At 48.0% G+C, this 22,719-nt stretch carries 19 protein-coding genes; 5 read left to right on the plus strand and 14 right to left on the minus strand.

The genetic code is table 11. The features are described from left to right. The first annotated feature begins 77 nt into the window (after positions 1-77). Positions 78-3,434 carry a glycosyl hydrolase gene (locus AC566Q_RS23985; protein ID WP_499612005.1) on the plus strand — a complete coding sequence of 1,119 codons (3,357 nt, stop codon included), beginning with the start codon at positions 78-80 and terminating at the stop codon, positions 3,432-3,434. Between the two features lie 51 nt (positions 3,435-3,485). Here AC566Q_RS23985 and AC566Q_RS23990 read toward each other — a convergent pair whose 3' ends face one another. From AC566Q_RS23990 to AC566Q_RS24005, 4 genes are all read right to left on the minus strand, one after another. Then, a complete protein-coding gene (locus tag AC566Q_RS23990) occupies positions 3,486-4,085 on the minus strand; it encodes a DUF1285 domain-containing protein (protein WP_499612006.1) in 600 nt (199 codons plus the stop codon). A gap of 202 nt (positions 4,086-4,287) precedes the next feature. Further along, a complete protein-coding gene (locus tag AC566Q_RS23995) occupies positions 4,288-4,680 on the minus strand; it encodes a hypothetical protein (RefSeq protein WP_499612007.1) in 393 nt (130 codons plus the stop codon). Between the two features lie 53 nt (positions 4,681-4,733). Then, positions 4,734-4,913 carry a hypothetical protein gene (locus tag AC566Q_RS24000; protein WP_499612009.1) on the minus strand — a complete coding sequence of 60 codons (180 nt, stop codon included), beginning with the start codon at positions 4,911-4,913 and terminating at the stop codon, positions 4,734-4,736. A gap of 178 nt (positions 4,914-5,091) precedes the next feature. Next, a complete protein-coding gene (locus AC566Q_RS24005; RefSeq protein WP_499612010.1) occupies positions 5,092-5,814 on the minus strand; it encodes a CPBP family intramembrane glutamic endopeptidase in 723 nt (240 codons plus the stop codon). Positions 5,815-5,920: 106 nt separating this feature from the next. Between AC566Q_RS24005 and AC566Q_RS24010 the strand changes: the two genes are divergently transcribed. Next, positions 5,921-6,829: a LysR family transcriptional regulator gene (locus AC566Q_RS24010; protein ID WP_499612012.1), complete on the plus strand. Its 909-nt coding sequence runs from the start codon at positions 5,921-5,923 to the stop codon at positions 6,827-6,829. Here AC566Q_RS24010 and AC566Q_RS24015 read toward each other — a convergent pair. The 10 genes from AC566Q_RS24015 to sbcD form a co-directional block, all read right to left on the minus strand. Further along, positions 6,804-7,586 carry an Lcl C-terminal domain-containing protein gene (locus AC566Q_RS24015; protein ID WP_499612014.1) on the minus strand — a complete coding sequence of 261 codons (783 nt, stop codon included), beginning with the start codon at positions 7,584-7,586 and terminating at the stop codon, positions 6,804-6,806. The genes AC566Q_RS24010 and AC566Q_RS24015 overlap by 26 nt on opposite strands. A 771-nt stretch (positions 7,587-8,357) precedes the next feature. Beyond that, positions 8,358-8,723, minus strand: a complete 366-nt coding sequence (locus tag AC566Q_RS24020) for a hypothetical protein (RefSeq protein WP_499612015.1) — start codon at positions 8,721-8,723, stop codon at positions 8,358-8,360. A gap of 53 nt (positions 8,724-8,776) precedes the next feature. Next, on the minus strand, positions 8,777-9,262 hold the full coding sequence (locus tag AC566Q_RS24025; protein WP_499612017.1) for a hypothetical protein: 486 nt from the start codon (positions 9,260-9,262) through the stop codon (positions 8,777-8,779). 3 nt (positions 9,263-9,265) lie between these two features. Next, positions 9,266-9,466, minus strand: a complete 201-nt coding sequence (locus AC566Q_RS24030) for a hypothetical protein (RefSeq protein WP_499612019.1) — start codon at positions 9,464-9,466, stop codon at positions 9,266-9,268. Beyond that, positions 9,466-12,072: a hypothetical protein gene (locus AC566Q_RS24035; RefSeq protein WP_499612021.1), complete on the minus strand. Its 2,607-nt coding sequence runs from the start codon at positions 12,070-12,072 to the stop codon at positions 9,466-9,468. The genes AC566Q_RS24030 and AC566Q_RS24035 overlap by 1 nt, the downstream gene beginning before the upstream one ends. A gap of 12 nt (positions 12,073-12,084) precedes the next feature. Further along, on the minus strand, positions 12,085-12,381 hold the full coding sequence (locus tag AC566Q_RS24040) for a hypothetical protein (protein WP_499612023.1): 297 nt from the start codon (positions 12,379-12,381) through the stop codon (positions 12,085-12,087). 541 nt (positions 12,382-12,922) lie between these two features. Then, positions 12,923-13,351, minus strand: a complete 429-nt coding sequence (locus AC566Q_RS24045; RefSeq protein WP_499612024.1) for a DUF3010 family protein — start codon at positions 13,349-13,351, stop codon at positions 12,923-12,925. 361 nt (positions 13,352-13,712) lie between these two features. Next, a complete protein-coding gene (locus AC566Q_RS24050) occupies positions 13,713-14,540 on the minus strand; it encodes a MipA/OmpV family protein (RefSeq protein ID WP_499612026.1) in 828 nt (275 codons plus the stop codon). A gap of 275 nt (positions 14,541-14,815) precedes the next feature. After that, complete coding sequence (locus AC566Q_RS24055; RefSeq protein WP_499612028.1) at positions 14,816-18,490, minus strand: AAA family ATPase; 3,675 nt, start codon at positions 18,488-18,490, stop codon at positions 14,816-14,818. Next, positions 18,487-19,719: an exonuclease subunit SbcD gene (gene sbcD / locus AC566Q_RS24060; RefSeq protein ID WP_499612030.1), complete on the minus strand. Its 1,233-nt coding sequence runs from the start codon at positions 19,717-19,719 to the stop codon at positions 18,487-18,489. The genes AC566Q_RS24055 and sbcD overlap by 4 nt, the downstream gene beginning before the upstream one ends. 575 nt (positions 19,720-20,294) lie before the next feature. On the opposite strand from sbcD, the gene AC566Q_RS24065 reads away from it, so the two are divergent. From AC566Q_RS24065 to AC566Q_RS24075, 3 genes are all read left to right on the plus strand, one after another. Then, positions 20,295-21,806: a Fic family protein gene (locus tag AC566Q_RS24065; protein WP_499612032.1), complete on the plus strand. Its 1,512-nt coding sequence runs from the start codon at positions 20,295-20,297 to the stop codon at positions 21,804-21,806. A 216-nt stretch (positions 21,807-22,022) separates the two neighbouring features. Beyond that, positions 22,023-22,289, plus strand: coding sequence for a helix-turn-helix domain-containing protein (locus AC566Q_RS24070; RefSeq protein WP_499612034.1), 267 nt, complete (start codon positions 22,023-22,025; stop codon positions 22,287-22,289). Then, entirely contained in the window at positions 22,289-22,663 is a 375-nt protein-coding gene (locus AC566Q_RS24075; protein WP_499612036.1) for a HipA N-terminal domain-containing protein, read from the plus strand. Before AC566Q_RS24070 ends, AC566Q_RS24075 begins: the two co-directional genes overlap by 1 nt. The last annotated feature ends 56 nt before the right edge of the window (positions 22,664-22,719 follow it).

Below are 22,719 nucleotides of genomic sequence, written 5' to 3' on the forward strand. Positions count from 1 at the left end.
TGCCAATATTCTCTATTTTACTTTAACGAAACATTCAAAATACAATTCATTTACTTATATTGTATTGGGAAGTTTCTATGTCTGCGCGTCGCCCGTTGCGAGTTTCATCTGTATTTCTGATGCTTGGCTTTGTAAGCCTGCCAGGCATTGCCAGCGAACTGGAGCAGCAGTTTCAAACACCACCACAGTCGGCTAAACCACTGGTTTGGTGGCACTGGATGAACGGTAATGTAACAGCCGAGGGGATTAAAAAAGATCTCGCCTGGATGCATGAAGTGGGGATTGGCGGCGTGCAAAACTTTGATGCTCACCTAATGACCCCGCAAGTGGTCGATGAACGTTCAGTGTATATGTCTGACGACTGGGCCGAAAAATTTCGATTGGCACTGCGCATCAGCGATGAGCAAAATTTTGAATTTGGCATTGCTGCTTCGCCAGGCTGGAGTGAAACCGGTGGGCCCTGGGTCGCCCCCAAAGACGGCATGAAAAAACTGGTGTGGACTGAAACCCTGGTAACTGCCGGCCAGTCACCGGTATCGCTTACTGCGCCAAACGGCGTGACCGGTTTATTTCAGAACTATACCTCCGGCGATACTATGCTGGGAGAAGAAGCCGCGGCCAAACATGGTGCCCCGCAGTATTATAAAGACATAGCCGTAGTCGCCTACCCGCTGGTAAACCAAGACAAACTGACCATTGCAGATATCACCACCAACGCAGCGGAAAATGTCGACACCGGCGCCATGACAGACGGCGACTATAATACCGCCACAACCGGCAGAACCACCCCCGATACGCCCTTCATCGTTACCTTCGACCTTGGGGATTTACAAACCGTTGCAGCGGCCTCACTCGCCACCCCCATGCCCGGTATGTTTTTACCGCCGCAGTTAAAGCCGGTGTTACAAGCCAGTGCCGATGGCATCCAGTTTACCGATGTAGCCCGCTTTGACGCCGGCATCACCCTGCAAACCACGGTGAGTTTCAACGCGGTCAAGGCTCGCTATCTACGCATTGTGATGAAAGCGAACCCCGATGGTAAATTTAAAATGCCTTCGTCCAAGGCGCCGGGTTCAAAACCACCGGGTGGATTTACGCTGCCCACCGGCGACCCCGGCGAAGTGGATGCACCGTTATTGGAAGTCGCGTTTTATCGTCAGCCTAAGGTTCACCGCTTTGAGACCAAAGCAGGATTTGGCACTGTTCACGACTATTACCCGTTATCCTATCAGCATGAAGCAAGCGGCACGGATGTCAGCCAGGTTATCGACTTAAGCGATAAACTCAACGCCGATGGCACCCTCAACTGGCAGCCTGAGTCGGGACGGTGGAAAGTCCTGCGGATAGGCTATTCGCTGACCGGTAAAGAAAACCACCCCGCTACGCCTGAGGCGACCGGGTTGGAAGTAGATAAATACGACCCGGCGGCAGTTAAAGCGTATATCAATCACTACCTGGATAACTACAAAGAGGTTGCGGGTGAGCACAACATGGGGGGCGATAATGGTCTGCAGGCGCTGCTGAACGACAGCATTGAGGTAGGCCCGTCAAACTGGACCCCCGCTATGTTCAGCGAGTTCAAAGCCCGCCGGGGCTACGATATGTTGCCGTGGTTACCGGCTCTGACCGGTGACATCATCAATAACGCCAAACAAACCGATCAGTTCTTGTATGATTTTCGCCTGACCTTAGCTGAAATGCTGGCCGATAATCACTATGGCGTGATCACCACCGAGATACATAAGCGCGGCATGCGCCATTATTCTGAAGCATTGGAAAACGAACGTCCGGCAATCGGCGACGGCATGCGCATGCGCCGTACGGCTGATATTCCGATGGCCGCAATGTGGGCTTTTGATACTGCTAAGCAAACCGGCCCGGCCCCGCAATATTGGTCTGATATTCGTGAAGCCGCTTCGGTTGCACATGTATACGGGCAGAATCTGGTGGCCGCCGAATCACTAACTGCCGCTTCCTCGCCTTGGGCCTTTTCACCAGCCGATTTACGCCCGATGATCGACATGGAATTTGCTCTGGGAGTAAACCGCCCTATCATCCACACATCGGTGCATCAGCCACTGGATAATGCACCGGGGCTCAGTTTGTTTGTCTTTGGTCAGTATTTTAATCGTCTGGATACCTGGGCCGACTACGCCAAACCCTGGGTGACCTATATCAGCCGTAATGCTTACATGCTGCAACAGGGGCGTTTTGCCGCCGATGTCGCTTATTTTTATGGGGAAGAAGCACCGCTCACCGCCTTATATGCCCACGCTCCCTCTGAAGACGTACCGGCCAATAACGCATTCGACTATGTAAACCGTGACGTTATCACCGATTTATTCACTGTTGATAACGGCCAGCTGGTAACGCCAAGCGGGCAACGTTACCAATTGCTTTACCTTGGCGGTTCCAGCCGTTTCATGACCCTGGATGTGCTGACAAAGCTGCAGACACTGGTAAACGCCGGTGCTACCATTGCAGGGCAAAAGCCCCAGGCATCTCCATCACTAAAGGACGACCAACAGGCATTCAGCCGGATTGCTGATGCCTTGTGGTCAGGCAACACCGGGAAAGGGCGGATAATCGTTGCCGACTCGGTGCAACACGCGGTTGAAAAGGCAGGTGTACGTCCTGACTTTACGGCCAGCACCGACCGTGAAGACAGCACCATAATGTTTGTGCACCGTAAAACCCCTGAGCAGGATATCTATTTTTACACCAACCGTAAGCCACACCACGAAACGGCCACCCTGCGGTTCAACGTTCAGGCCAAATCGGCCCGCCACTACAATGCAGTAACCGGTGACATCACACCATTAACCGTGCAACAGCAAGCCGGATACAGCCTGATAGAACGTGAATTACTGCCATTTGATTCTGGCTATATTGTGTTTGATCACAGCACTCCCTCCCAAGCTGCCTGTAAGGTGAAAAACGCCACGGTAGTAGCAACCTTAAATCAGGGTTGGCAGGTAGAATTTCAGGCTGGCCGCGGAGCCCCGGAACAGCCAATGCCCTATCCTCTGGGCAACTGGGCCGATTCAGCCGCGGACGGCATTAAATACTTCTCGGGCACGGCCAGCTACAGCAACACGTTAACCCTTAAGTCGGCCCCGGCAGATAATGAACAGATGATACTCGACCTTGGCGAAGTTAAAGAGCTCGCCCAGGTCATCATTAACGGAAAGGATGCCGGTATTTTATGGACACCGCCCTACGCCATGGATATCGCTGAGCACCTAAAGGCCGGAGACAACACGATTGAAATTAAGGTAACCAACTTATGGGTTAACCGGCTGATAGGCGACAACCAGCCAGAGGCTGAACAAACCTATACCTTTACCACTATCAACACGTATTACGCAGACGCGCCGCTGCGCGAGTCGGGGTTAATAGGGCCGGTGTTACTGCTTTCTCAAACCACCGAGTAGCCCTAGCAAGCGAAGCTGGCTGACAGATGATTTGTCGGTCAGCTGCCGGGTTTATAAACAGCCCAGACTGAACTGGCAGTTACCGCTGGAAATGATGAGGTGCTGTTTGCCGTCAACCATGGCGGGCTTGGCAATATCAACCCACTGATAAAACACATTGCGATGCACCAGCGCTTTTAAACCGCGGTGCAAAGTTACATACGGTCGGGGCTGCTCCGGATTGCGGTTATCCACTTCCAACGGATGCTCATCAGACAGCACCGCTGAATGCGCTAAGTTTGAGATCACTTCAATGGCCGGGCCTGCTTCCGAGTCGTGGATGTGCCACTGGGTAATCACAAAAGGCGCATGTTCCACCTGAATACGCACTTTTTCCGCCGGTGTTTTAAGAAAATACTCATCGCCTTCCTTAAGCAGCACACTGGCAAACAGCTTCACCAGTTTTTCCCTGCCAATTGGGCTACCCATATACCACCAGCTGCCATCGGTTTTGATGGTCATATCGATATCACCACAGAAAGGTGGATGCCATTTATCAAAAGGCGGCGCGGTGCCGAGGTTTTCTATTTGTTTGGTAAGCGTTTGCAGATCCATACCGTCATTACCCGGTTTTGGTAGATATTCATTGGTGAACGACTCGCCAAAAGGCAAAGATCACCACGTCAAAGTGAAGTGTATCACTCTACATAGGTATCAATAAAAAACCCCACCTATATCTAAACGCGCGCGGCAATCAGAAAGCCTAAATAACCGAATCGCCAGCGCACTATCTTTGGTTTTCGGCACAACCTGCCGGTCTTCTTACTATTAATAAAGGAGTAGAATGCGGCATCAGGTGGATTTAACTGACAAACTACCCATTACCAATCGCCGCAGAGCTATGCACAGAATTGCCCACCGGTTTATAACGCTGAATCAGCACTAACACTGAAAACGCGATGAGCGTGGCGACTATATCCTTCCAGTCGAAGTACATTTCTGGAATGAAAGCCTGATGAACCTCCCACAATAAAGCCCCACAAGTAATACCAATAATGCAGTTGTTGAGTTTTTTATTAGTAACTGAATTCGCAAAGGTCACGTAACCAGACACCAATATCACAACATATAAATAGCTCATAACAGAACCTACAAGGATATCCAGCCCATCACTAATACCCACATAGAGTTCACGGTTTAATTTAATTGCCAGCGACAATATCGCCGACAAAATAAACAGTATTAAGTAGATTGCTCTATTATTCATTACAGTCTCCTTAGGAAACCTGCAAAAACACTAATACAGGTTTATCTCTTAATTTACGCGGCCGTCATCATACCTTCGTAGTCTTCTGTTGGTCCTAACATCCCCTCAACAGCTTTCTCCAGCTCCTCGCCGATATAGTAGTCAACGACTTTACCGACGATTATACCTAACACAATTCCACCGACTAAACCGCCTGAAACATTAACGCATTCAGTTGAATTCAACTCTTCCATAGTTCTTTCCTCAAAATAAAATTAACGCTCAAATAGCGCTTAATTAACAGTGTTCACCTCTACTGCAGTGTTAACCTTAAATGATAAGCGCCACCGCGAAAGCTGTACTCTGGGTTAGAATCTGCGATATGCAGCTTTTGAGTCGAAAGATATGCAAACGAAGACACGTATTGGGACATTAACCCATGGCCAGTTCACTTTCACAGCGACCGTACTTATGCACCACATAACCTAACACCCCACCGAAGATATCCATTAACGCATGCAACGAAATCACCACCCACAGTGACTCAGTCAACACATAAATAATCCCCAACACCAAACCAATGACACCGGTTCGCAGCACATTGGCCCAGCCCTGGTAGAGGTGACATAAGCCAAACAGAAAGCTGCCCAGTAGCAAACTCACCCAAACGCCCATTAGATCGGCAAACACCGCGAGAAAAAAGCCCCGAAACAGCAGTTCTTCACAAATACCTGCCGACATCGACACCCCACCGGTAAACCAATACAGCTCACGCTTATTCGAGGGCATCAGCCAACTGTGGGTTTGCATGGCATCAAACAGCTGCTGGTACTGCGGAGTGCCGGGTTGAATACTGCGGACATGCCAAATCACATAGGCTACGGAAGCCACAACCAGCAAGACGCCTGCCCAGTTGCCCCAGCTATTTTGCCAGCCAAGCCCTAAACGCTGTGCCGACACAATATCTAGCGTTAGTAAGATCATCAGAGCACTGGTAGGTACCCACAAAAACAAGATAGTTTCGCGGTACATGGCCAGCTTGGTTTTGCGCCCGGCCAATACCGCGACTTTTGATTTATCCGACTCCCAAAGACTGTATAAGACCATGGCCGCCATCATTGCCAGCACCAGCCATTCACCTGCGTGTAAATGCATTTTGCTACCCGTTATGTTGATAAAAACCACCCGGCAAGTCTAAAGACTGGCATTAATTAAATAAATATATTAAAAATTAGTTTTATTTATACTTTTAGTTTAAAAAATGATTAACCCCAGAGAATTAGCCATATTTTGCAAAGTGGCCGAGACCGGCAACATGTCGCGGGTGGCAGAAACCGAAGCCAAAACCGTGATGGCCATCAGCAAACAAATCGCCAGGCTGGAGGCACAACTTGAACAAGCGCTGTTCATCCGTTCCCGGCGACAGCTAGTGTTAACCGAGTTTGGTAAAGCCTTTAAGCTAAAGGCCGAAGTATTGCTGGAACAGCATCAGGCGCTGTTGCAATGGACGCAAACCAATAACACCGTTGTCAGTGGTGAGTTGCGCGTACTCTGCCAGAGCAATGAGGTAGTCACCGAAACACTGGTGCCCTGGATGGCCGAATTTACGGCACAGTATCCCGAGCTCACCCTGTCGCTGGATGTGAAAGAATCGCTGATCAATATCCGCGATGATGATTATGACGTGTTCTGGTCGGTAGGCAGTTATCTTGGCGAACGATACCCGGGGCTAAAGCGCCGCTCGCTATGGAAAACTCAGTATGGTGTGTTTGCCTCCCCCGCCTACCTGCAAACCCATGGCACGCCAGATAACCCGGACAAACTGGCAGAGCATCAGGTGATAGGTTATCTGTACAACCAACCCAGCAATATACTGGTACTACAGGATAAAAACGGCGAGCCAATTTACGCCACACCCCGTTGCCAGATAAAAACCGTGGCGGGCTTGGTGGAGCTGGCCGAAGCGGGGCTGGGCCTGATCAACGCCCCGGCAGACGCTGAACACATCAAGCGCGCCATGCAGCAAGGTACGCTTGCACCGGTTTTACAGGATTACTGGTGGGAAGACGCCGAAGTATATGCCTACTACCACCCCTCAACACCGGTTCAGGCCAAAGTAAGAGTGTTTCTGGATTTCTTTTTTGCTAAGCGGGAGGCGTGGCAGGTTTGATCCGCAACCCCAAAAAGATCAGCAGTTTACCAACTCTGCCGCACTTCTTCGGAAGTAAGCGGCGATGGGTTCGCCGCCAGCCTATAGCAATCATTACGGCAGCAAACGCCACTAAAGTGCCAGGCTCAGAAACACTGACTGTGCGGACCAATAGAGTTGAATAACTCTCGTGCGCGAGACCTAAAAAGAAATCTGAATAGGCTGCGTTATCCCTCAGCGCGACCTCATCTTTATAAGTAAAAACGGGAAATCCGGTTTTATCCACAACATCGTTAAACTTAACACTCGCCAGTCCATTCTTACCCATGAAAAAACCAATCGCTGTAGCCCTTTCCATAAACGCAGTATCGGATAAGGTGTTTACCCCCATAACAGCAAAGGTGTTATCCCATACAGAGTCATCGCCACCGACCACACGAGAATTATAGTCCCAGGCATAGAGTTGGCCTGTACCGTATTCATCAGCACTCTCGTAATCCGCTTCAACCTTATCGAGGCTGGCCACGTTCTGCCACATCAAATAAACCTCATCAGCAGAAGGTAAGCGCCAGCCAAAGTAATCACCACCAGGGGCAAGTTGAGAGCTTACATAGTTATATGACTGACCGTTATTAATACCGAATTCCATCCACACCAGGCCAGTTGCTGTGTCTTTAAAACCGGCTTCGGCAAAGCTGTTATCCTTTATAAGCTCAGCGTTAGCGGTCACGCTGGCCAACATGAATAAAACACCCAGCCCCTTTACTACTGTCTTCATAGCTCTCTCCATCGAGACAAATACAACCGACTTGCAAAGTAACAATGAACCGGGACAGAAACTGACCCAAACCAAAAAATAACGCTGAGATAGGTAACACTGATGGGCACTTCGCCTGACTTTCACTGCACTGGGCACCGTAACGTTGCCAGTATTTCGCAGCGTTAAAACAGGGTACCGGTTGCCTTTATCGATAAAAAACCATAGATTTAGTCTGGTCTTATTAATGACTTAAAAACAATACGCTGCAAAGCATGCACTACCGAGAAGACAGGATGTCGTTCAATCGTTGATTGAGGTTGAGGCAGAAAGGCACAGCTCAGGCTGATCGCTATCTGCAACTTAGCAGGAGGCTAAACTCAACAACAAAGGTAGGCAATAATGAAAAAAGTGATTAGTACGTCTGTTGTTAAAAGTGCCGGTGACAGGGTTATTCGCTGTTTTTTATTAGAGACTCTCATTCCGAGATACCCGAAATATAAAACGGTTGCTCAGTTGCAGGAAGAGCTGATCACTCATGGGTTTGAGTGCTCCAAAAAAACGATATACAGAGACATGGACTTATTATCTTGCTTTAAACCCATCGTATGCGCGGAAGAAACCCATCCAAGGGGCTATTCAATGTATACCGATTAATTGCAAAAACGCCGCCTCAGGCGGCTTTTTTTATTTAAACAACGCGCTGTCTTCAGCGGTTGTGAACATCCTGCCCATTCACAACGAGCAACACTGCTACAGGTAAATACAGCCGCGATTACCCGTCCCAGCGGATTACTCACCGGCTACGCACAGAGGTAACGCACTGTCGAATGAAGATGAATTCCTTATTCGGATCCGTCGCTCCTCATGTTTTGCTATCCAGTACTTGTCTTTTATAAAGGGTAACTCGGAATCTTCGCTAACCGCCACGCTGATAAAGTCCACTGTGAATTTTCCATGCCGTAAAGCGCGTCTCATTTGTGCTGCGTTGGCAGGCGCAAGCCCTTTACTTTTGCAATAATAGTAGGCTTCAGCGGTGGTTGACACGAGTTGATCACCTAATAAATAGCGTTGACCATTGGAGCCTTCTATCCAGGTCTGGGCCGTCAGATTCGCCGAAAAAAGCAATGATGCCAGAATAGCGGTAAGTTTAAACATTAATACATCCCTAGTTATTTTATTATTTTTAGATGGCGCTAAAAACGCCCGCGTTATTCTCCTTCAGACAGTTCTAAAACGGCTTTGAGAATGTCGCGTTCCTGTGGTGAAAGACTTTCCAGGGTTTTCTCTACATTTTTCCGATAGGACGACAAAGAGGACTTATCGCTGGCAATGGCTTTATCAAGCGTTTGCTCATATTTAATCAGCAGCGCATTCACTTTCTGGCTGTTTTCCATGTTCTGCTGATATCCCTGCCAGGCAAAGATTATTGCTATAACAGGACTCACAATATTAAAAGCGACAAATCCCATTTTTTGTAGCCCGGTGCGGGGCTCTTTATCATGGTTTTTAGCTTGTTTTTTCACTTCATTTTTAGTCACTTGTCTCGCGCCTTTTGTATCTTGCGACCCCAGCCCTAGCCTGACTCGCCGTGCTTGCATCCGGGACTTCATAATGTCCTTCAGTTTTGACGCTTCGCTATCCGATATTTTTTCTTCTTTTTGACCGTAAGATAAAACACTAGACCCCTTAAACATGAGTTAATCTCCCAGCATCGATAATTTAAGCTTAATTCTTTCAATCGTTTGCTGCGCTTCAACTAACTGTTGTCGCTGCGCATTCTCATAGTGATTGAGTAAAAAAAATAAGCCAATTAACAGGGCTGATACCAAAACATAGGTAGGCAAATTATCTAAAATATATTGTTTTATATCGACGATAAGTTCTTTTATCTGCTCCATTAAATCGCCATCCTGCAATTTTCAATTTTATTATTCACAATATTTTTCTGAGCGATGATCTCTGAGATGCTCGATACATCAATAGTCGGTGCGCTGAAGCAGTGGTAATCTTCATCTGCAGAGGTTTGAATCAGAAATAAGTTTTTATGGCCAATTTCCTGAGTTCTGAGCATCGCGGTAAGTAAAAGCGGCCGCTGATTAAAGAGCTTAATCAACCGCCTTTCGATTTTGGCAATGGCATTTTCTTTTCCAAATTTGCCGCTGGCGATATCAAACAAAACGTTTTCATCGTTGTAGTCTTTGGCAAATTTCATGGCAAGCTGAACGCGGTCTGGCTGATAGAAAAAACGCTGCTCGAGTAGTACGCCCAGATCTGAATCAGCCAGGAAGTTTGGCAGCTTTACACCTGTTACTTTATTGCCATCTAACTCAACGCCCATATAAACACCGATGGACTTATCCCGACGCAATAGCGCAATATGCAGGTCGTAATGATTCTGCTCCGGCGATAATAAAAGGTCTGGCACCCAGGAGAGCCGCTCCACAGCCCAGTTATCAAATTTTTCAATGGCAGAAACTACCTGCCCCCCAAAGACTGCACTTTGTTGATACTTTCCAGGCGTTGCTTCACCCAAGCGAACATCAGAAAAAAACGCCAGGTCATGGTAGTGATTAATGAGCGATAAGTTGTAATCCAGGAAGTCACCGTACAAGGGGTATAGCGCCTGTTCTAATTTGTTCTCTTTGGGCAGATTTTTAGCAAATTCACTCATTGATGAACGGTAAATTCTGTCATCATTTAATATTGCCGGCGCCAGCAGCAGCAGTATAAAAACCACACCAGAAACCGTGCAGTAGTACCAATTCCGGCGGAAGAAATACCCCACGACTCGGCCACACATTGCCAAAATCGTGAAGACACTCAGGGCGATAATAGCGGGTAAAATGATTGCCAGGCGAAAGGCATCTTCACCCATCTCATACAATGCACCGCCAGGAGAAAATGCCGCCACCGCAGCAGTAGATGTGATTAAACGAATAAACGAAATATTATCCTGTTGTTTAAGCCACGCATTCTTATAATCATCCCGTGATAGAGCAAGCGAGGAACCTTCAACATAGAACTCGCCGAGCATGTCACGTTCTACTGATACGATGGCTGGGTGATTCGCAAAATCAATGCGATCCAGCGTGGTCGCTTCTATTTTTAACTTCGATGCTGAAATGTACTCTAACCAAACAGCCTTTGCAGCGGCTTGCGCCTCTACCTGAGACTGTTGTTTTACTTTTTCAGCGAGAATGCGGGTTTGATTTAACTGCCAGTCTGGCGGCAGCTCAATACCCCGCTCTTTCAGTACCAGTATTGCTCTTTGACGAAACTTATCCGTGGCCCTAAATTCATCAACAGTGTCAAAACCGGCAAAGCCGTAGGTGTCATCCAGCCATGCCTGGCGACCTTTTCTGAAGATCTCCTCTAATCGAGCCGTAACGTTGTAAAACCCCCAGGTGTCTTCAAAGTCGATATGCTCAGGCTTAACAAATATCTCAAGACCATCGCCACTACTGAACTTAAAATTATTTAGCGCATCAGCCTGAGCAATTTTTACTTTCTCTTTGCAGGCCGCGTCACAATCGCTGGCATCAAACTGTGCTTTAAATGCCTTGTGGCTTGCCTGAATATTGGGAAGATTTGCCAACCCTGCATACACATCCTGGTGTTTTTCAGACGACATCGTTCTGTAGTGATTCCAGTAACCCACAAGCCAGGAGTTTATGGCCGAAAGGTGTTCCCGTACCTCATTCGCTATGGCCGTATTGTCTTTCACCTTAGCTGATGCACTGAGGTATTCACGCTTCGCTTGTTTATATTGTTGCCATTCCTGCTCATAAAGTTCATCAAACGCTTCGAGCCTGGGCAAACCGTACTTATCGAAATCTGCTTCCTGCGCCCCTTTCATATAGGAAGCTGCCATGTTGTCGAGGTTTTGCTCAATCAGGCGATTAAAGCTTGGTGATAAGTAAGCTAACGATGGAATGGTTGCGATAATTAGATTACTTCTGGTTTCATCCTCGGCAAGTGTATTAAACGACTGGCCATTTTCTATCTCAATAGCACCGGCCGCATAACCTTCTTTAAAAATGACCGCTCGCACTGAGCTAAGTCGCATCTCTGCACTGGCTTGAGAATCAATAAACCCATCGATAACCAAGCGCAGCACTGGCACTAACGCTAACCATATGGCCACAAAAATGAAGGCTTTTGGCAACAAGCGAGTTGAGAATACTCCCCGCCATATGCTTGAAAATGAACCTCTGTTATTGGGTTCAGTCTCGCTGTATTTTACCTGCTCAACAGATAATGCACCGGGCAAGGGTATGAATGGAATAATAAACAGCGCCAAAGCCAGCGCAGACAATCCCCTGGCATATAAATCCAGGCGGCCAACCGCGTCAGCATGCTGAGTAAACACCTGATCCAACGGTTGTGAGTAAATATCAATAAGGCTGAAGTTTAACGACAGCTCTAATCCAATATAAATAAAAACACCAGCCAGTAGCAGGCAATACTTCAGGTGTTTGGCACCTACATCCAATGACTGTGACAAACGCAATCTTCCTTACAACGGTTTCCACTTCAGAATGACTTTTTGCTGGTTCTTTTGCTGCTGCCCGACATCTTTTACCCGCCCCTTGCAAAGGTAAAACATCTCATCCTCTTCGGTCAGATCCTGGCATTTATCATTAGTGGCTTGCTGTGGAGTGTGAGTCGTATCACTTTCGGCAGGAAGGTGTTCCGCTACGGTTTGAGAAGAGTCAAAAATTGAATAATCGTAGGGCGCGGTCTCAGGTAAAGACGAACAGGCAGATAACAGTGAAATGGTAAAAAAGGATATGACTGCTTTACAATAATCCATTATAAACTTCCGTGATTTTGTGTTTTCTTATTATTATGTAGCCGCAGACATTCCAGTCATTGATAAGCTGCGGAGAAGCTGTTGTACCATTTAAATCTCTAACAATCTTCTTTCAGCGCCATTTTTTAATCTAAAGTTGTAAATATATTAAAACGTATTAGCGTTTACCGTGACGTCAATAAGGTCGGCTGGCATACCTGACTTTTACCAGACGTTGAATATCAGAGTAATACAATGTTGCCCCCTTTACTTACAGGGCAACAACATTACCGCACAGCTGGGTCAAATGATGTCCCGGTACCGTCATGAAAATTACGTCATTTTTAGTCTTCATAAGAAACTGATTAACTCATCCGTACCAATTTCAGTTCCACATAGTTGCTTCACTTTGTGTTATGGGAATCCCATAATGACTGATGAACCGTTTGAGGAAACATAAGTTAACAGCGCGCATTTTCTTGCTGATGGCAAAAGCATTGCTGCAAGAATCGGTCAGCTAAAAACAGTGGCGATAGCGCCGCAAACTTGCTCAGCGCGGAAATTACAGGTCTTGACTCACGTAAGCCAGTGCGGTTTCGAACGCGGATTTCTGGAAACCTTTTAAACCAGTCTCGCTAAATTCTATGTATATACGGCTATCTTTTAACGCCGCTTTGATCTCAGTTGGAGGCATCACGACAACCTCCACCTCGTTTAGCAACTCCAGCGCCGCCTCTAATTTAAACCCAATGGCGCCACCGGCAAATTTGCCCTTCATGGGGCGCTGGCGAATAACAATGGTTTCGATTTTGTAATCCTGTACCAACTGCGCGAAGGATTTCTGAAAATACTTGAGCTCATGGGCAGTAGCCGCTTTTTGCAGGCTTAATTTACGGGTGCGGCAATCCGGAAGCTGGATCAGGTTATTCTCCAGATTAAGTAGGGCGATGCTTGCATCATTTCCCGCCAGTTCTACACCACATACACGCATTACAAAGCTCCACCGTTAAATATCAGCCCGGAGTATACCGGAATTAGCGCCGCCGCGGGCTGGTTTTTCTGTTCATCCACCGCGCTCTTTAAGTGATTTTATCTCACTGGGAGGCAATCCGGAAATGAGTGGTGATCCAGTCATCTGCTTGCAGTGACCCGCTGGTAAATGCTTTCCCTTTACAGTCAGCATGAAATAGCCACAACAATGCCGGGTTAATACGGCTTAAAGTTACCTGTTTATGGCAAGCCACGAGTCAATCCAAATTGGTCCAAATAAGGGGAATTCGCCCCCCTTTTTTCTCTGCGATAGTCTCAATGTCCAGCGGTGCAGACTCTCCGGGTTCTTGTTATGCTGGAGGTCAAAAAATATAGATAACACCGATGCCTATTTCTGTTTCATAATCACTTCGGGCAATGGGGCTTTCTCTAACCTCACTACTGTAGTACTCAAATAATGCTTCACCATAAAGCTGGCAGTTGTCATTGAGGTTGTGGCGGAAACTATAGTCAATACCCATTGAACGTAAACCACCACTAAGGCTTGTAACATCCAAACCGGATGCTTCTCCTTGCGCCTGATCTATCCCGAACCCTTTGTTGGCGTATTCACTGTCGTGAAAAACGGCAACCAGATTAACTTCATGACCGGTACCATCTTGTTGTTCGCCAAAACGACGACCTACGCCAAATAATGCCAGATTCCCATCACCTCCGGTAACAACACGACCCACAAGCCAATAGCGCCAATCGGAGGTAAAGGCTCGTCGTGCTTGTAAGACCAACTCGAAACCTTCATCTTGATCACCCAGACCATCAAGATACCCCTCGTCGGAATCACTTTCTTCACGTCCCTCCTCAAATCCAAGCAAGGCTTCCAATAACCATTTGTCATCGCGAAGACCGCGCCAACCAAACGCCTCTCCAGCAAAGTAGAAGATGTTATTCCCGTTTCGCCACTGAACGGCGCCAGCAGGCTGTAGTTCTAAACCAAATTCATCTGAGCCTTCGTATGCCGTTTCATATTCAACGCCAAGGCCAAGTCCGAATGCCCACCCATCTTTTCCTTTTGTAAAATCATCCAAGGAAGGAAGCGGTACCAGGGCATTATTCTCAGGCTGTGCTAACGCTGTGTTTGAAAAGGTGGCAAGAATAAACACTGTCAGTGTAAAAGCGTATATTTTTTTCATAGTGATTTTTCTCGTTTGAATAAAACAGCGTGTAACTTTTTATTGTCTATTTTTCACCAATACCTGCGGTGCTGAGAAAGGATCGTTTATTTTGAATGATTTGACTGCTTTAATTCGATAAAGCTAACCTTTGGCTAAATTCACGGTGGTATTCGAGGCTTGCGTGCTGTGCCCAGCGGCAGCGTACTGCATTGAGAAATCCAGTTATCGACGTAGAGAGCTCCCTCGCAACGCTGCAGCAGTAGCCGCTTCCGCAAACGGTAGCGGTTATCAAATCAATGACCATTCACTCTGAACTGTTTATCCAGTTCACTGGTGCCCAGCCCGCTCTTTTTAGTTACCACCAGCTGGGTGGGGATACGTTCCTTCATGGCTTCAACGTGACTGATCACCCCTATCATCTTGCCGGTGGCATTAAGGTTATCCAGCGCATCAAGCGCAATATCCAGGGTTTCTGAGTCCAGCGTACCAAAGCCTTCATCTAAAAAGAGTGAGTCGATACTGGTTTTGTGACTCACCAAATCAGACAGCGCCAACGCCAGAGCCAGGCTCACCAGAAAGCTTTCGCCCCCCGAGAGGGTTTTGGTATCCCGCTCCACATCGCCTTGCCAGGTATCGAGTACGCTTAAGTTGAGCCCTTCGCCGGATTTTCGTTTTAGCAGATAGCGGCCGTGCAGTTTATCGAGTTGTTTGTTGGCCAGATACACCAGGTTATCCAGGGTTAACCCCTGGGCAAATTTGCGGAACTTGTCGCCACTGGCCGAGCCGATTAACCCCTGCAGGTAACTCAGATCATCAAACTCTGATTGCTTGTTTTCAATCTCAGCGGTGAGGTCTTTGAGCTTTTCGCGCTGCTCCGCATCGGCTCTTAAACGCTGCTCCACCTGCCCTTTTTGTGCAATCAGTTCGTCACGCTTTGCCTGGCGTTCGGCTAATTCAGCTGACACCTGATCTTTAGGGGTGGCTGACCATTCGGCCGCTTTGTCTTCACTATTGAGTTCGCTTAACCGGCTTGCCGACTCCTCCAGTAGGGTATTGGCTCTGGCGAGCTTGCTGTCTAAATCACGTTTTATGGCAGACAGCCGCTCGCGCTCGTCCTGCGGCAATAAGGCATTTTCAAAATCAGCATGGGTGTTAAAGACACTGGCTGCAAACACCGCATCCCACTCTTGTTGCTTTTTAGCCTGCACGTCTGATTGCCGGGATAAACTCTGTACTAAAGAATCGAGCAACGAGAGATGAGCAGAGCAGGCTTTGTCGGCCTGCGTTCGTTCCTGTTGGCGTAGCGCTTTTTCCTGTTCAAGTGTATGAACGCTGTGGGTCATCGCATTGCGAACCTCGGCAACACTGGCATCGCCAAATAACGCATGGCGCTCTGCGGTCATTTCGCTTATCGCCGTGTTTAATGCGTTACACTCACCTTGCTGCGTATTTGCTCGCATTGTTTCTTCTGCAAGTCTTTCACTTAGCGACTTCGCTTTGCTCTCCTCAATCACCATTGCATGCTGATGCTGTTCAAAGGTTTTCGTTTGATTTAGATATTCAGCGCTATCGGCCTTTTTCAACGCTATCCACTCTGGCAACGCCTGTTCGTCGGGCGTAAAGCCTTTCGCTTTGATTTGCTGCAGCAATGCAGCAAGGGCGTTGTTTTGGGCAGTCACTGCAGCCTGATACTTCGCTTCCGTAGTGCTGAGCGCATCAGTATTGCTGGCTTCTTTCTCCGCTAATACCTTCACGTCTGTGCCAATCCGGTCGGCTTCCCGCTGTTGCACATCAACACCTTCTTTTGCTGTGTGGTATTCGCTGGCAGCTTGCCTGATGTGTTTAATTCGATGTTGTAATGACTCCACATCCTTATTAAGGGTGGTTTCCAGCGCATCGAGACCCGCTTTATCAGCAATCTCTATCGATGCCCCCAGATTCACCAGCACCTGTTGCCATGATTCAGTGTGTTCCGTTAGCTTTTGCGCAGTATCCTTCAGGGTTGATTCAAGCTCCTGCTGATGTCGAATGCTGGCCTCAAGATCCTGCCTTGCTTGTGTGCCCGCGGCTTCAATCTGCTGTAGTTCCAGCTCGACTTGTTGCTTGCGCTCAACGGTATCCGGAATATCCAGCGCGGCCACATCCACCGCGTGGTCTTTGCCACCACAAAGGGGGCACGCTTCGCCCGGCTGAAGTAACGCACGGTACGCCCCCAGCGCTTCCTCCTGACTGATTAGCCGGGCGATATCCTGCACGCGCTCTTGTTGTTTTTTATACTCAACCACACATGACTCGCGTTTGGCTGTTAAGCCTTTAACGCTTTGTTTAACGCCCTCCAGCTCTTGCGTTAGCGATTGCTGCTTATCCTGACACTGCAAATAGGGTTGCTGTACGCCTCTCGCTCTATCCAGGGCGCTTAGCTTGCTGCGCCCCGCGTCTAATAGGTTTTGCAGCGACTCTTCTGTTGTTGTGCCCAGCAAGGTTTGCCATGCGCTATGTTTTGCCTCCATGTGTGTTTTGGCGGCGCTTAATGTTTCCTCTGCGGCTTTCTGGGCGGCGACAAGCCTGGCCTTGTCGGTATCTAACGCCTTTTGCTTTGAGCGCAACTCAGTCAGCTCGTTTTCAAAGCTTAGTGCCTGTTTTCCGGCGCTATTGACGGTTTGTAGCTGTAAAGACCAATCAGGTAAGCAGTCGCTCAATACCGCATCCGATTGATGCGCATCTAAATACTGTTTTGCCTTGTCACAATTGGCTTGCAGGCGTTTTATGGCGGCATTGGCATCGTTTAACTGCGCCTGGAACTTAGCCGCCTCGCTTTGGTGTTGGTGTAACTGTTGCTGAAGGCTTTCGAGTTTTTCCTGCTGCGCGCCGATGTTATTATCCAGCGGCAGTACCTGCTCGGTGATTAACTGCTCTTGCTGCCGGGCGTTCTCCTGGGCGGCGGTAAATTTCTGCTCCGCCTCCGATAAAGCGGTAGTGGCCGTACTTAATTGCGCTTCGAAAGTAGGCTTAAGGGCGGTTTTACTCGCCACTTCAGCGGTTAATCTTGATACGTCTGCCTTGATGGCTTTAAGCATTTCCCATGGCAACCGCAATTGCTCAGCAGGTTCACTGTGGGCCAGTTTAGCCAAATCCGCTTTGGCGTTTTCAATGGCCTCATCCACCAGCGCTTTATTGTGGTTTGCCGCTTGCGCTTTGGCCTTGGCAGCGTCGGTATTTTCCAGCCATTTTAGCTGTGCCTGTAAGGCAGAAGATTGCGACACTAACGCCGTCTGCGCTGCCTGTAGCTGCGCTTTTTGCTCATTGAGCTGAGTTTTTTCTTCATCCGTTAACAGCGCAAAGCCACCCGCTTTTGCTTCGAGCACACTTAATTCGTTTTTGCATTCCGCATGATGCTCATGCACACGCCTGGAGATCTGGCCATAAATTTCGGTACCGGTCAGTTCTTCCAGCAACTCTGCACGCTGGCCTTCCTCTGCATTAAGAAAGGCTGCAAAGTCACCCTGGGATAACATCATCGATTTGGTAAAGCGGCCAAAGTCGAGCCCGGTTAACGCTTTTACCTCCTCGGCTTTTTGTTTAATTTTGGTGGTGATGACCTTGCCTGTAGCTACTTCGGCCAGCTCAGTTTCGGCGGGTTGCAAATTACCCTCGGGCTTATTGCGCGCCCGGCGCATACTCCAGAATGCCCGGTAGGCTTTGCCCTTTACCTCAAATTCTACTTCGGCCAGACACTCGGCGGTGCCCCGGGTCATGATCTCATTGGTATTGGCAGACAGTTGCCCCAACCGGGGCGTTTGATGGTAAAGCGCTAAACAGATGGCATCCAGGATGGTAGTTTTACCCGCCCCGGTGGGACCAGTGATGGCAAACAGGCCGTTTTGGGTAAACGGCGCGGCGGTAAAATCAATTTTCCACTCGCCTTTTAAGGAATTTAAGTTTTTTAACCGTAGCGACAGGATCTTCATACGTTATCCTCCTGATGCTCAACTTCCGACAGGATTTGCGCAAAATGGCCTCTTATGCGCTCTGCTCTGGCGATAGCTTCATCGGTATCGAAATGCTCCATTTCCAGGCGTTTTTCAAACACCTCGGTTGGGGTTAATTCTGCCAGGGTTTCGGTTTTTTGTTGCGAGAGCATCTGACGCTGTTTATTGCGAACCCGGCGAAGCTGCAACACCTCAACGTTTACCCCGTCGATCATCGCCTGCACACGTTGTTGTAAATCCGAAAGGTAATCGTCACTATCCACCTGTAAGCAAAGCCAGGTTGGCCTGTCGCCCGCGGTATCAAGCGATTTAATATCCTGTTCAAGTTGAGCCAGATTACCGGTAAGGGTTGTCATGGGCTGAAATACCGGCACATCCACTGGCGTAATGGACTTACGCGCCGCCCCGTTAAACTCCACCATTACCACTTGTTTGCGGGAATTGAGCTCATCAAAGCTTAAATAAATAGGCGATCCGCTATAACGAATATGTTCAGATTTGGCCACCATCTGCGGGCGATGAATGTGCCCCAGGGCAATATAGTCCGCCGGTGGAAAGCCATCCGCCGCAAAGGCTTCCAGCGTGCCGATGTAAATATCGCGGGTACTTTCTGATTTGGTTACGCCAAGCGCCGTTAAATGGCCGGTAGCAATAATGGGTAACTCGCCCCCTGCGGCATCACGTTTTGCCACGGCCCGGGCATACAACGAGGCATAGTGCGCTTTAATGGCTTCCCCAAGCGCCTGGCGCTTATCGGTGCCGGATTCACCGGCCTGGCTTTGCAACACATCACGGGGGCGAATATAAGGGACCGCACATAAAATCGCGGCAGGGTTACCATTCCGAGCGGGCAACTCAACCACCTGCTCATCCAACTCTAACCCCGTACTGGCAATCACATGCGTGTTTAACCGCGCCAGCAGGGGCTTTGATTCATTCAGCATGGCAACAGAATCGTGATTGCCGCCCAGTACCACCAACTGGCAACCAAGTTGCTGTATATCCACCACAAACTGATTGTACATTTCGCGGGCATAGCTGGGCGGTGTGCCGGTATCAAAAATATCCCCGGCCACAATCAGCGCATCAATGTGTTCACGCGCAATCAACGCCAGGAGCCACGACAAAAAGCACTGATGTTCGTATTTACGGCTTTGGGTAAAAAATGACTGACCTAAGTGCCAGTCAGAGGTGTGGATGATTTTCATGAATAGGAAAGCCTTAAATTCCCAGGGCGCTAGAAAACGAAGACCAGCAAACCAAACATTTTATGTATTTAAACACGGGTTAGACTATTGGTTTAAAGGTTAGACGCTAAAGGGATGTACTATATCGATGAGAGAGTGTGCTCTCCAGTTAAAATCGCATGAATAACAGAGAAGTTGCTACCACTGTCCTGCCCCAGAGCAGTTTTAACGGCGAGTTGGCTCTGAGCTTACTGTGAACATGTTCGCCCTGAATTGATGAACTTAAAATCGGGAACAACGGTGTTTTTAGGCAATCATGGCCTGGCATTCAGGCCTCTGTCTACCGCGCAATTCTGTTTGGAGGTGACACAAACACAACTCAAAACAACTTATGCCAAAACACATCCTGCGGCCATAGCTCGAAAGCGCTGACTCTTGTATACCTTCTTCAAGCTAATAAGCATTAAAACCTAAAAACAACAAATCATTAAAAACTATAAAACGTGCGACATTAAAACCTACAAATGATATAACACTAAAACCTAGAGGTGCGGATTGATAACTGATAAGTATCACGAGTAATAGTTGGAGCGCACATGAATGACATATCACAAAAACTTGCAGATTCGCTTGAGCAATTACAACAGCTTCAAGCGTCTGGGGTTGTTGCCATCCAGTCAAAGCAACTCAGCAGAGTGCATCGAGAGCGGCTATTGAAGCATGGATTTATTCGCGAAGTCATCCGAGGCTGGTACATACCGGTGATGCCTGATGAAAAGCCGGGCGACAGTACGTCTTGGTATACTTCTTTCTGGGATTTTTGCGGCGCTTATTTATCGGAACGTTTCGATAATGCCTGGTGTTTATCACCTGAGCAATCAATTAGCCTGCATATCGGCGATAGAACCGTGCCTCAGCAATTGCTCGTGCGCTCGCCCAAAGGCAATAATAAACCCACCGCCTTTCTGCATAATACCTCGATTTTTGATGTCAGATTGAACATGCCCGCCGCAGAACACATTGAAAATTTGGATGGGCTCAATGTATACAGCTTAGCGGCAGCGCTTGTATATTCTTCGGCGAATCAGTTTCAAAATGCGCCCATTCAAATGCGTACTGCCTTATCGATGGTGACAGATGCATCCGACGTATTGTCTGTTTTACTCGCCGGTAATCACAGCGTAATTGCCGGCCGATTGGTGGGGGCTTTTAGAAATATTGGCCGGGATCTGATTGCTGACAATATCTTAAAGGGCATGCAAGCGGCCGATTTGAAAGTGCAAGAAGCTGACCCCTTCGCAGAGAAAGTGCAAGTGAGCTTTGGTCGTCGTGATGTATCACCCTATGTTAATCGCATACGATTAATGTGGGCACAAATGCGTGAAATTGTTATCGCAAATTTTCCAGAACAACCACACCAAACAATCGATATAAAAACCTACATGGCCGAAGTGGAAGACAAATACGTCACAGACGCCTACCACTCACTGTCTATTGAAGGCTATCGGGTGACTCGCGAATTGATTGAACTGGTTCGCTCTGGCAACTGGCAAGCTGAAGATTCAAACGAGAATAAAAAACACTTAGATGCCATGGCTGCCAAAGGCTACTGGGATACGTTTCAGGAAGTTAAAAAAGCAGTGTTAGCGGTATTAGAAGGTAAGAACCCTGGCGATGTTTTGGAACAGGCACACAGCGATTGGTATCTCGCCTTATTTGGCCCTAGTGTGGCCGCAGGTATTATTAAACAATCGGACTTGGCCGGTTACCGGTCAGGGCCTGTCTATATTCGCCAGTCTATGCATACTCCACCAAGCAGAGAAGCGGTTCGCGACATGATGCCGACACTGTTTGACTTGCTCGCAGAAGAGGAAAATGCAGCCGTCAGAGTGGTACTGGGGCACTTCATTTTTGTGTACATCCACCCTTACTTTGATGGTAACGGCAGAATGGGAAGATTCATCATGAATGTAATGGCCGCATCTGGTGGTTACCCTTGGACAGTCGTACCTGTCGAGCGAAGAGATGAATATATGCAAGCGTTGGAAACGGCCAGCGTCAAACAGGATATTGTGCCTTTTACACAGTTCCTGGCATCGCTACTTTAACCAAAGGACTGGTTTTAGGCTTAATAACTTCTTTGGTGTTAACTTTCACAGCTATTGCTGCTAATTCTTCTGGTTCGTCAGAAATTGACGAAGATATCGCGGCTTTAAGAGCATCAAGCACAGGAAAGCGGTGGTATACGGATTTACGCATATAGTAATTTTATACACTAATACGTATATTTTTATTTTATACACATATCGGTATAAGAGACTAACATGAAAATTAATACGCCCAGGGATCTTAGCGCCATTATCAAGGACAGTAGAAAAGCCAAAGGATGGACTCAAGCTGATTTAGCAAAACGCCTTGGCGTATATCAACGGGATATTTCTAACTGTGAAACCAAGCCTGAAAAAGTCTCGGTGGATATGCTCATCAAACTTTGTGCGTCACTAGACTTAGAATTGAGGGTCGACAACCTGCCAAGGGATGAAGTGTCCACACTGACTACTCCTCTCGCGAAAAAATCACTGAGATTCTGATGGGACGAAAATCACATACCCGCACACTCTATTGCTCCATGAACGGATTTCCTGTGGGTGAGTTGTATTTAAAAAATGGACGCATGAGCTTTAAGTACGACCCTGACTGGCTAGAGGTAGAGGGAGGCCGCGCAATCTCCCTAAGCCTGCCTATGCAACGAGCTGAAATACAGGGAGACGCTGTAAATGCTTATTTTGATAATTTGCTGCCGGATACAAGCGCTATCAGAGAACATATGGAAGACCGCTTAGGCGCCGATAGTGCCAAGCCCTTCGATTTGTTGGCCAAGGTTGGAAAAGATTGTGTGGATGAGGTCATAACCGAACGCACGATCACATGCCTGCGCAAAATAACGACTTTTCTGAAAGGATAACGGAAAGCTCCGCTATTTATTCCGAATCACATTAGAAGTAATGTTTCATCCGAAAT

This window comes from Alteromonas sp. H02, from assembly GCF_059682525.1.

Excerpts from the sequence above, each read along its gene's own strand:
- sbcD (WP_499612030.1), bottom strand. The coding sequence starts at position 19,719 with ATGAAAATCATCCACACCTCTGACTGGCACTTAGGTCAGTCATTTTTT.
- AC566Q_RS23995 (WP_499612007.1), bottom strand. The coding sequence starts at position 4,680 with ATGAATAATAGAGCAATCTACTTAATACTGTTTATTTTGTCGGCGATA.
- AC566Q_RS24000 (WP_499612009.1), bottom strand. The coding sequence starts at position 4,913 with ATGGAAGAGTTGAATTCAACTGAATGCGTTAATGTTTCAGGCGGTTTA.
- AC566Q_RS23985 (WP_499612005.1), top strand. The coding sequence starts at position 78 with ATGTCTGCGCGTCGCCCGTTGCGAGTTTCATCTGTATTTCTGATGCTT.
- AC566Q_RS24015 (WP_499612014.1), bottom strand. The coding sequence starts at position 7,586 with ATGAAGACAGTAGTAAAGGGGCTGGGTGTTTTATTCATGTTGGCCAGC.
- AC566Q_RS24070 (WP_499612034.1), top strand. The coding sequence starts at position 22,023 with ATGAAAATTAATACGCCCAGGGATCTTAGCGCCATTATCAAGGACAGT.
- AC566Q_RS24020 (WP_499612015.1), bottom strand. The coding sequence starts at position 8,723 with ATGTTTAAACTTACCGCTATTCTGGCATCATTGCTTTTTTCGGCGAAT.
- AC566Q_RS24050 (WP_499612026.1), bottom strand. The coding sequence starts at position 14,540 with ATGAAAAAAATATACGCTTTTACACTGACAGTGTTTATTCTTGCCACC.
- AC566Q_RS24075 (WP_499612036.1), top strand. The coding sequence starts at position 22,289 with ATGGGACGAAAATCACATACCCGCACACTCTATTGCTCCATGAACGGA.
- AC566Q_RS24045 (WP_499612024.1), bottom strand. The coding sequence starts at position 13,351 with ATGCGTGTATGTGGTGTAGAACTGGCGGGAAATGATGCAAGCATCGCC.
- AC566Q_RS24055 (WP_499612028.1), bottom strand. The coding sequence starts at position 18,490 with ATGAAGATCCTGTCGCTACGGTTAAAAAACTTAAATTCCTTAAAAGGC.
- AC566Q_RS24040 (WP_499612023.1), bottom strand. The coding sequence starts at position 12,381 with ATGGATTATTGTAAAGCAGTCATATCCTTTTTTACCATTTCACTGTTA.
- AC566Q_RS24030 (WP_499612019.1), bottom strand. The coding sequence starts at position 9,466 with ATGGAGCAGATAAAAGAACTTATCGTCGATATAAAACAATATATTTTA.
- AC566Q_RS24010 (WP_499612012.1), top strand. The coding sequence starts at position 5,921 with ATGATTAACCCCAGAGAATTAGCCATATTTTGCAAAGTGGCCGAGACC.
- AC566Q_RS24065 (WP_499612032.1), top strand. The coding sequence starts at position 20,295 with ATGAATGACATATCACAAAAACTTGCAGATTCGCTTGAGCAATTACAA.
- AC566Q_RS24005 (WP_499612010.1), bottom strand. The coding sequence starts at position 5,814 with ATGCATTTACACGCAGGTGAATGGCTGGTGCTGGCAATGATGGCGGCC.
- AC566Q_RS24025 (WP_499612017.1), bottom strand. The coding sequence starts at position 9,262 with ATGTTTAAGGGGTCTAGTGTTTTATCTTACGGTCAAAAAGAAGAAAAA.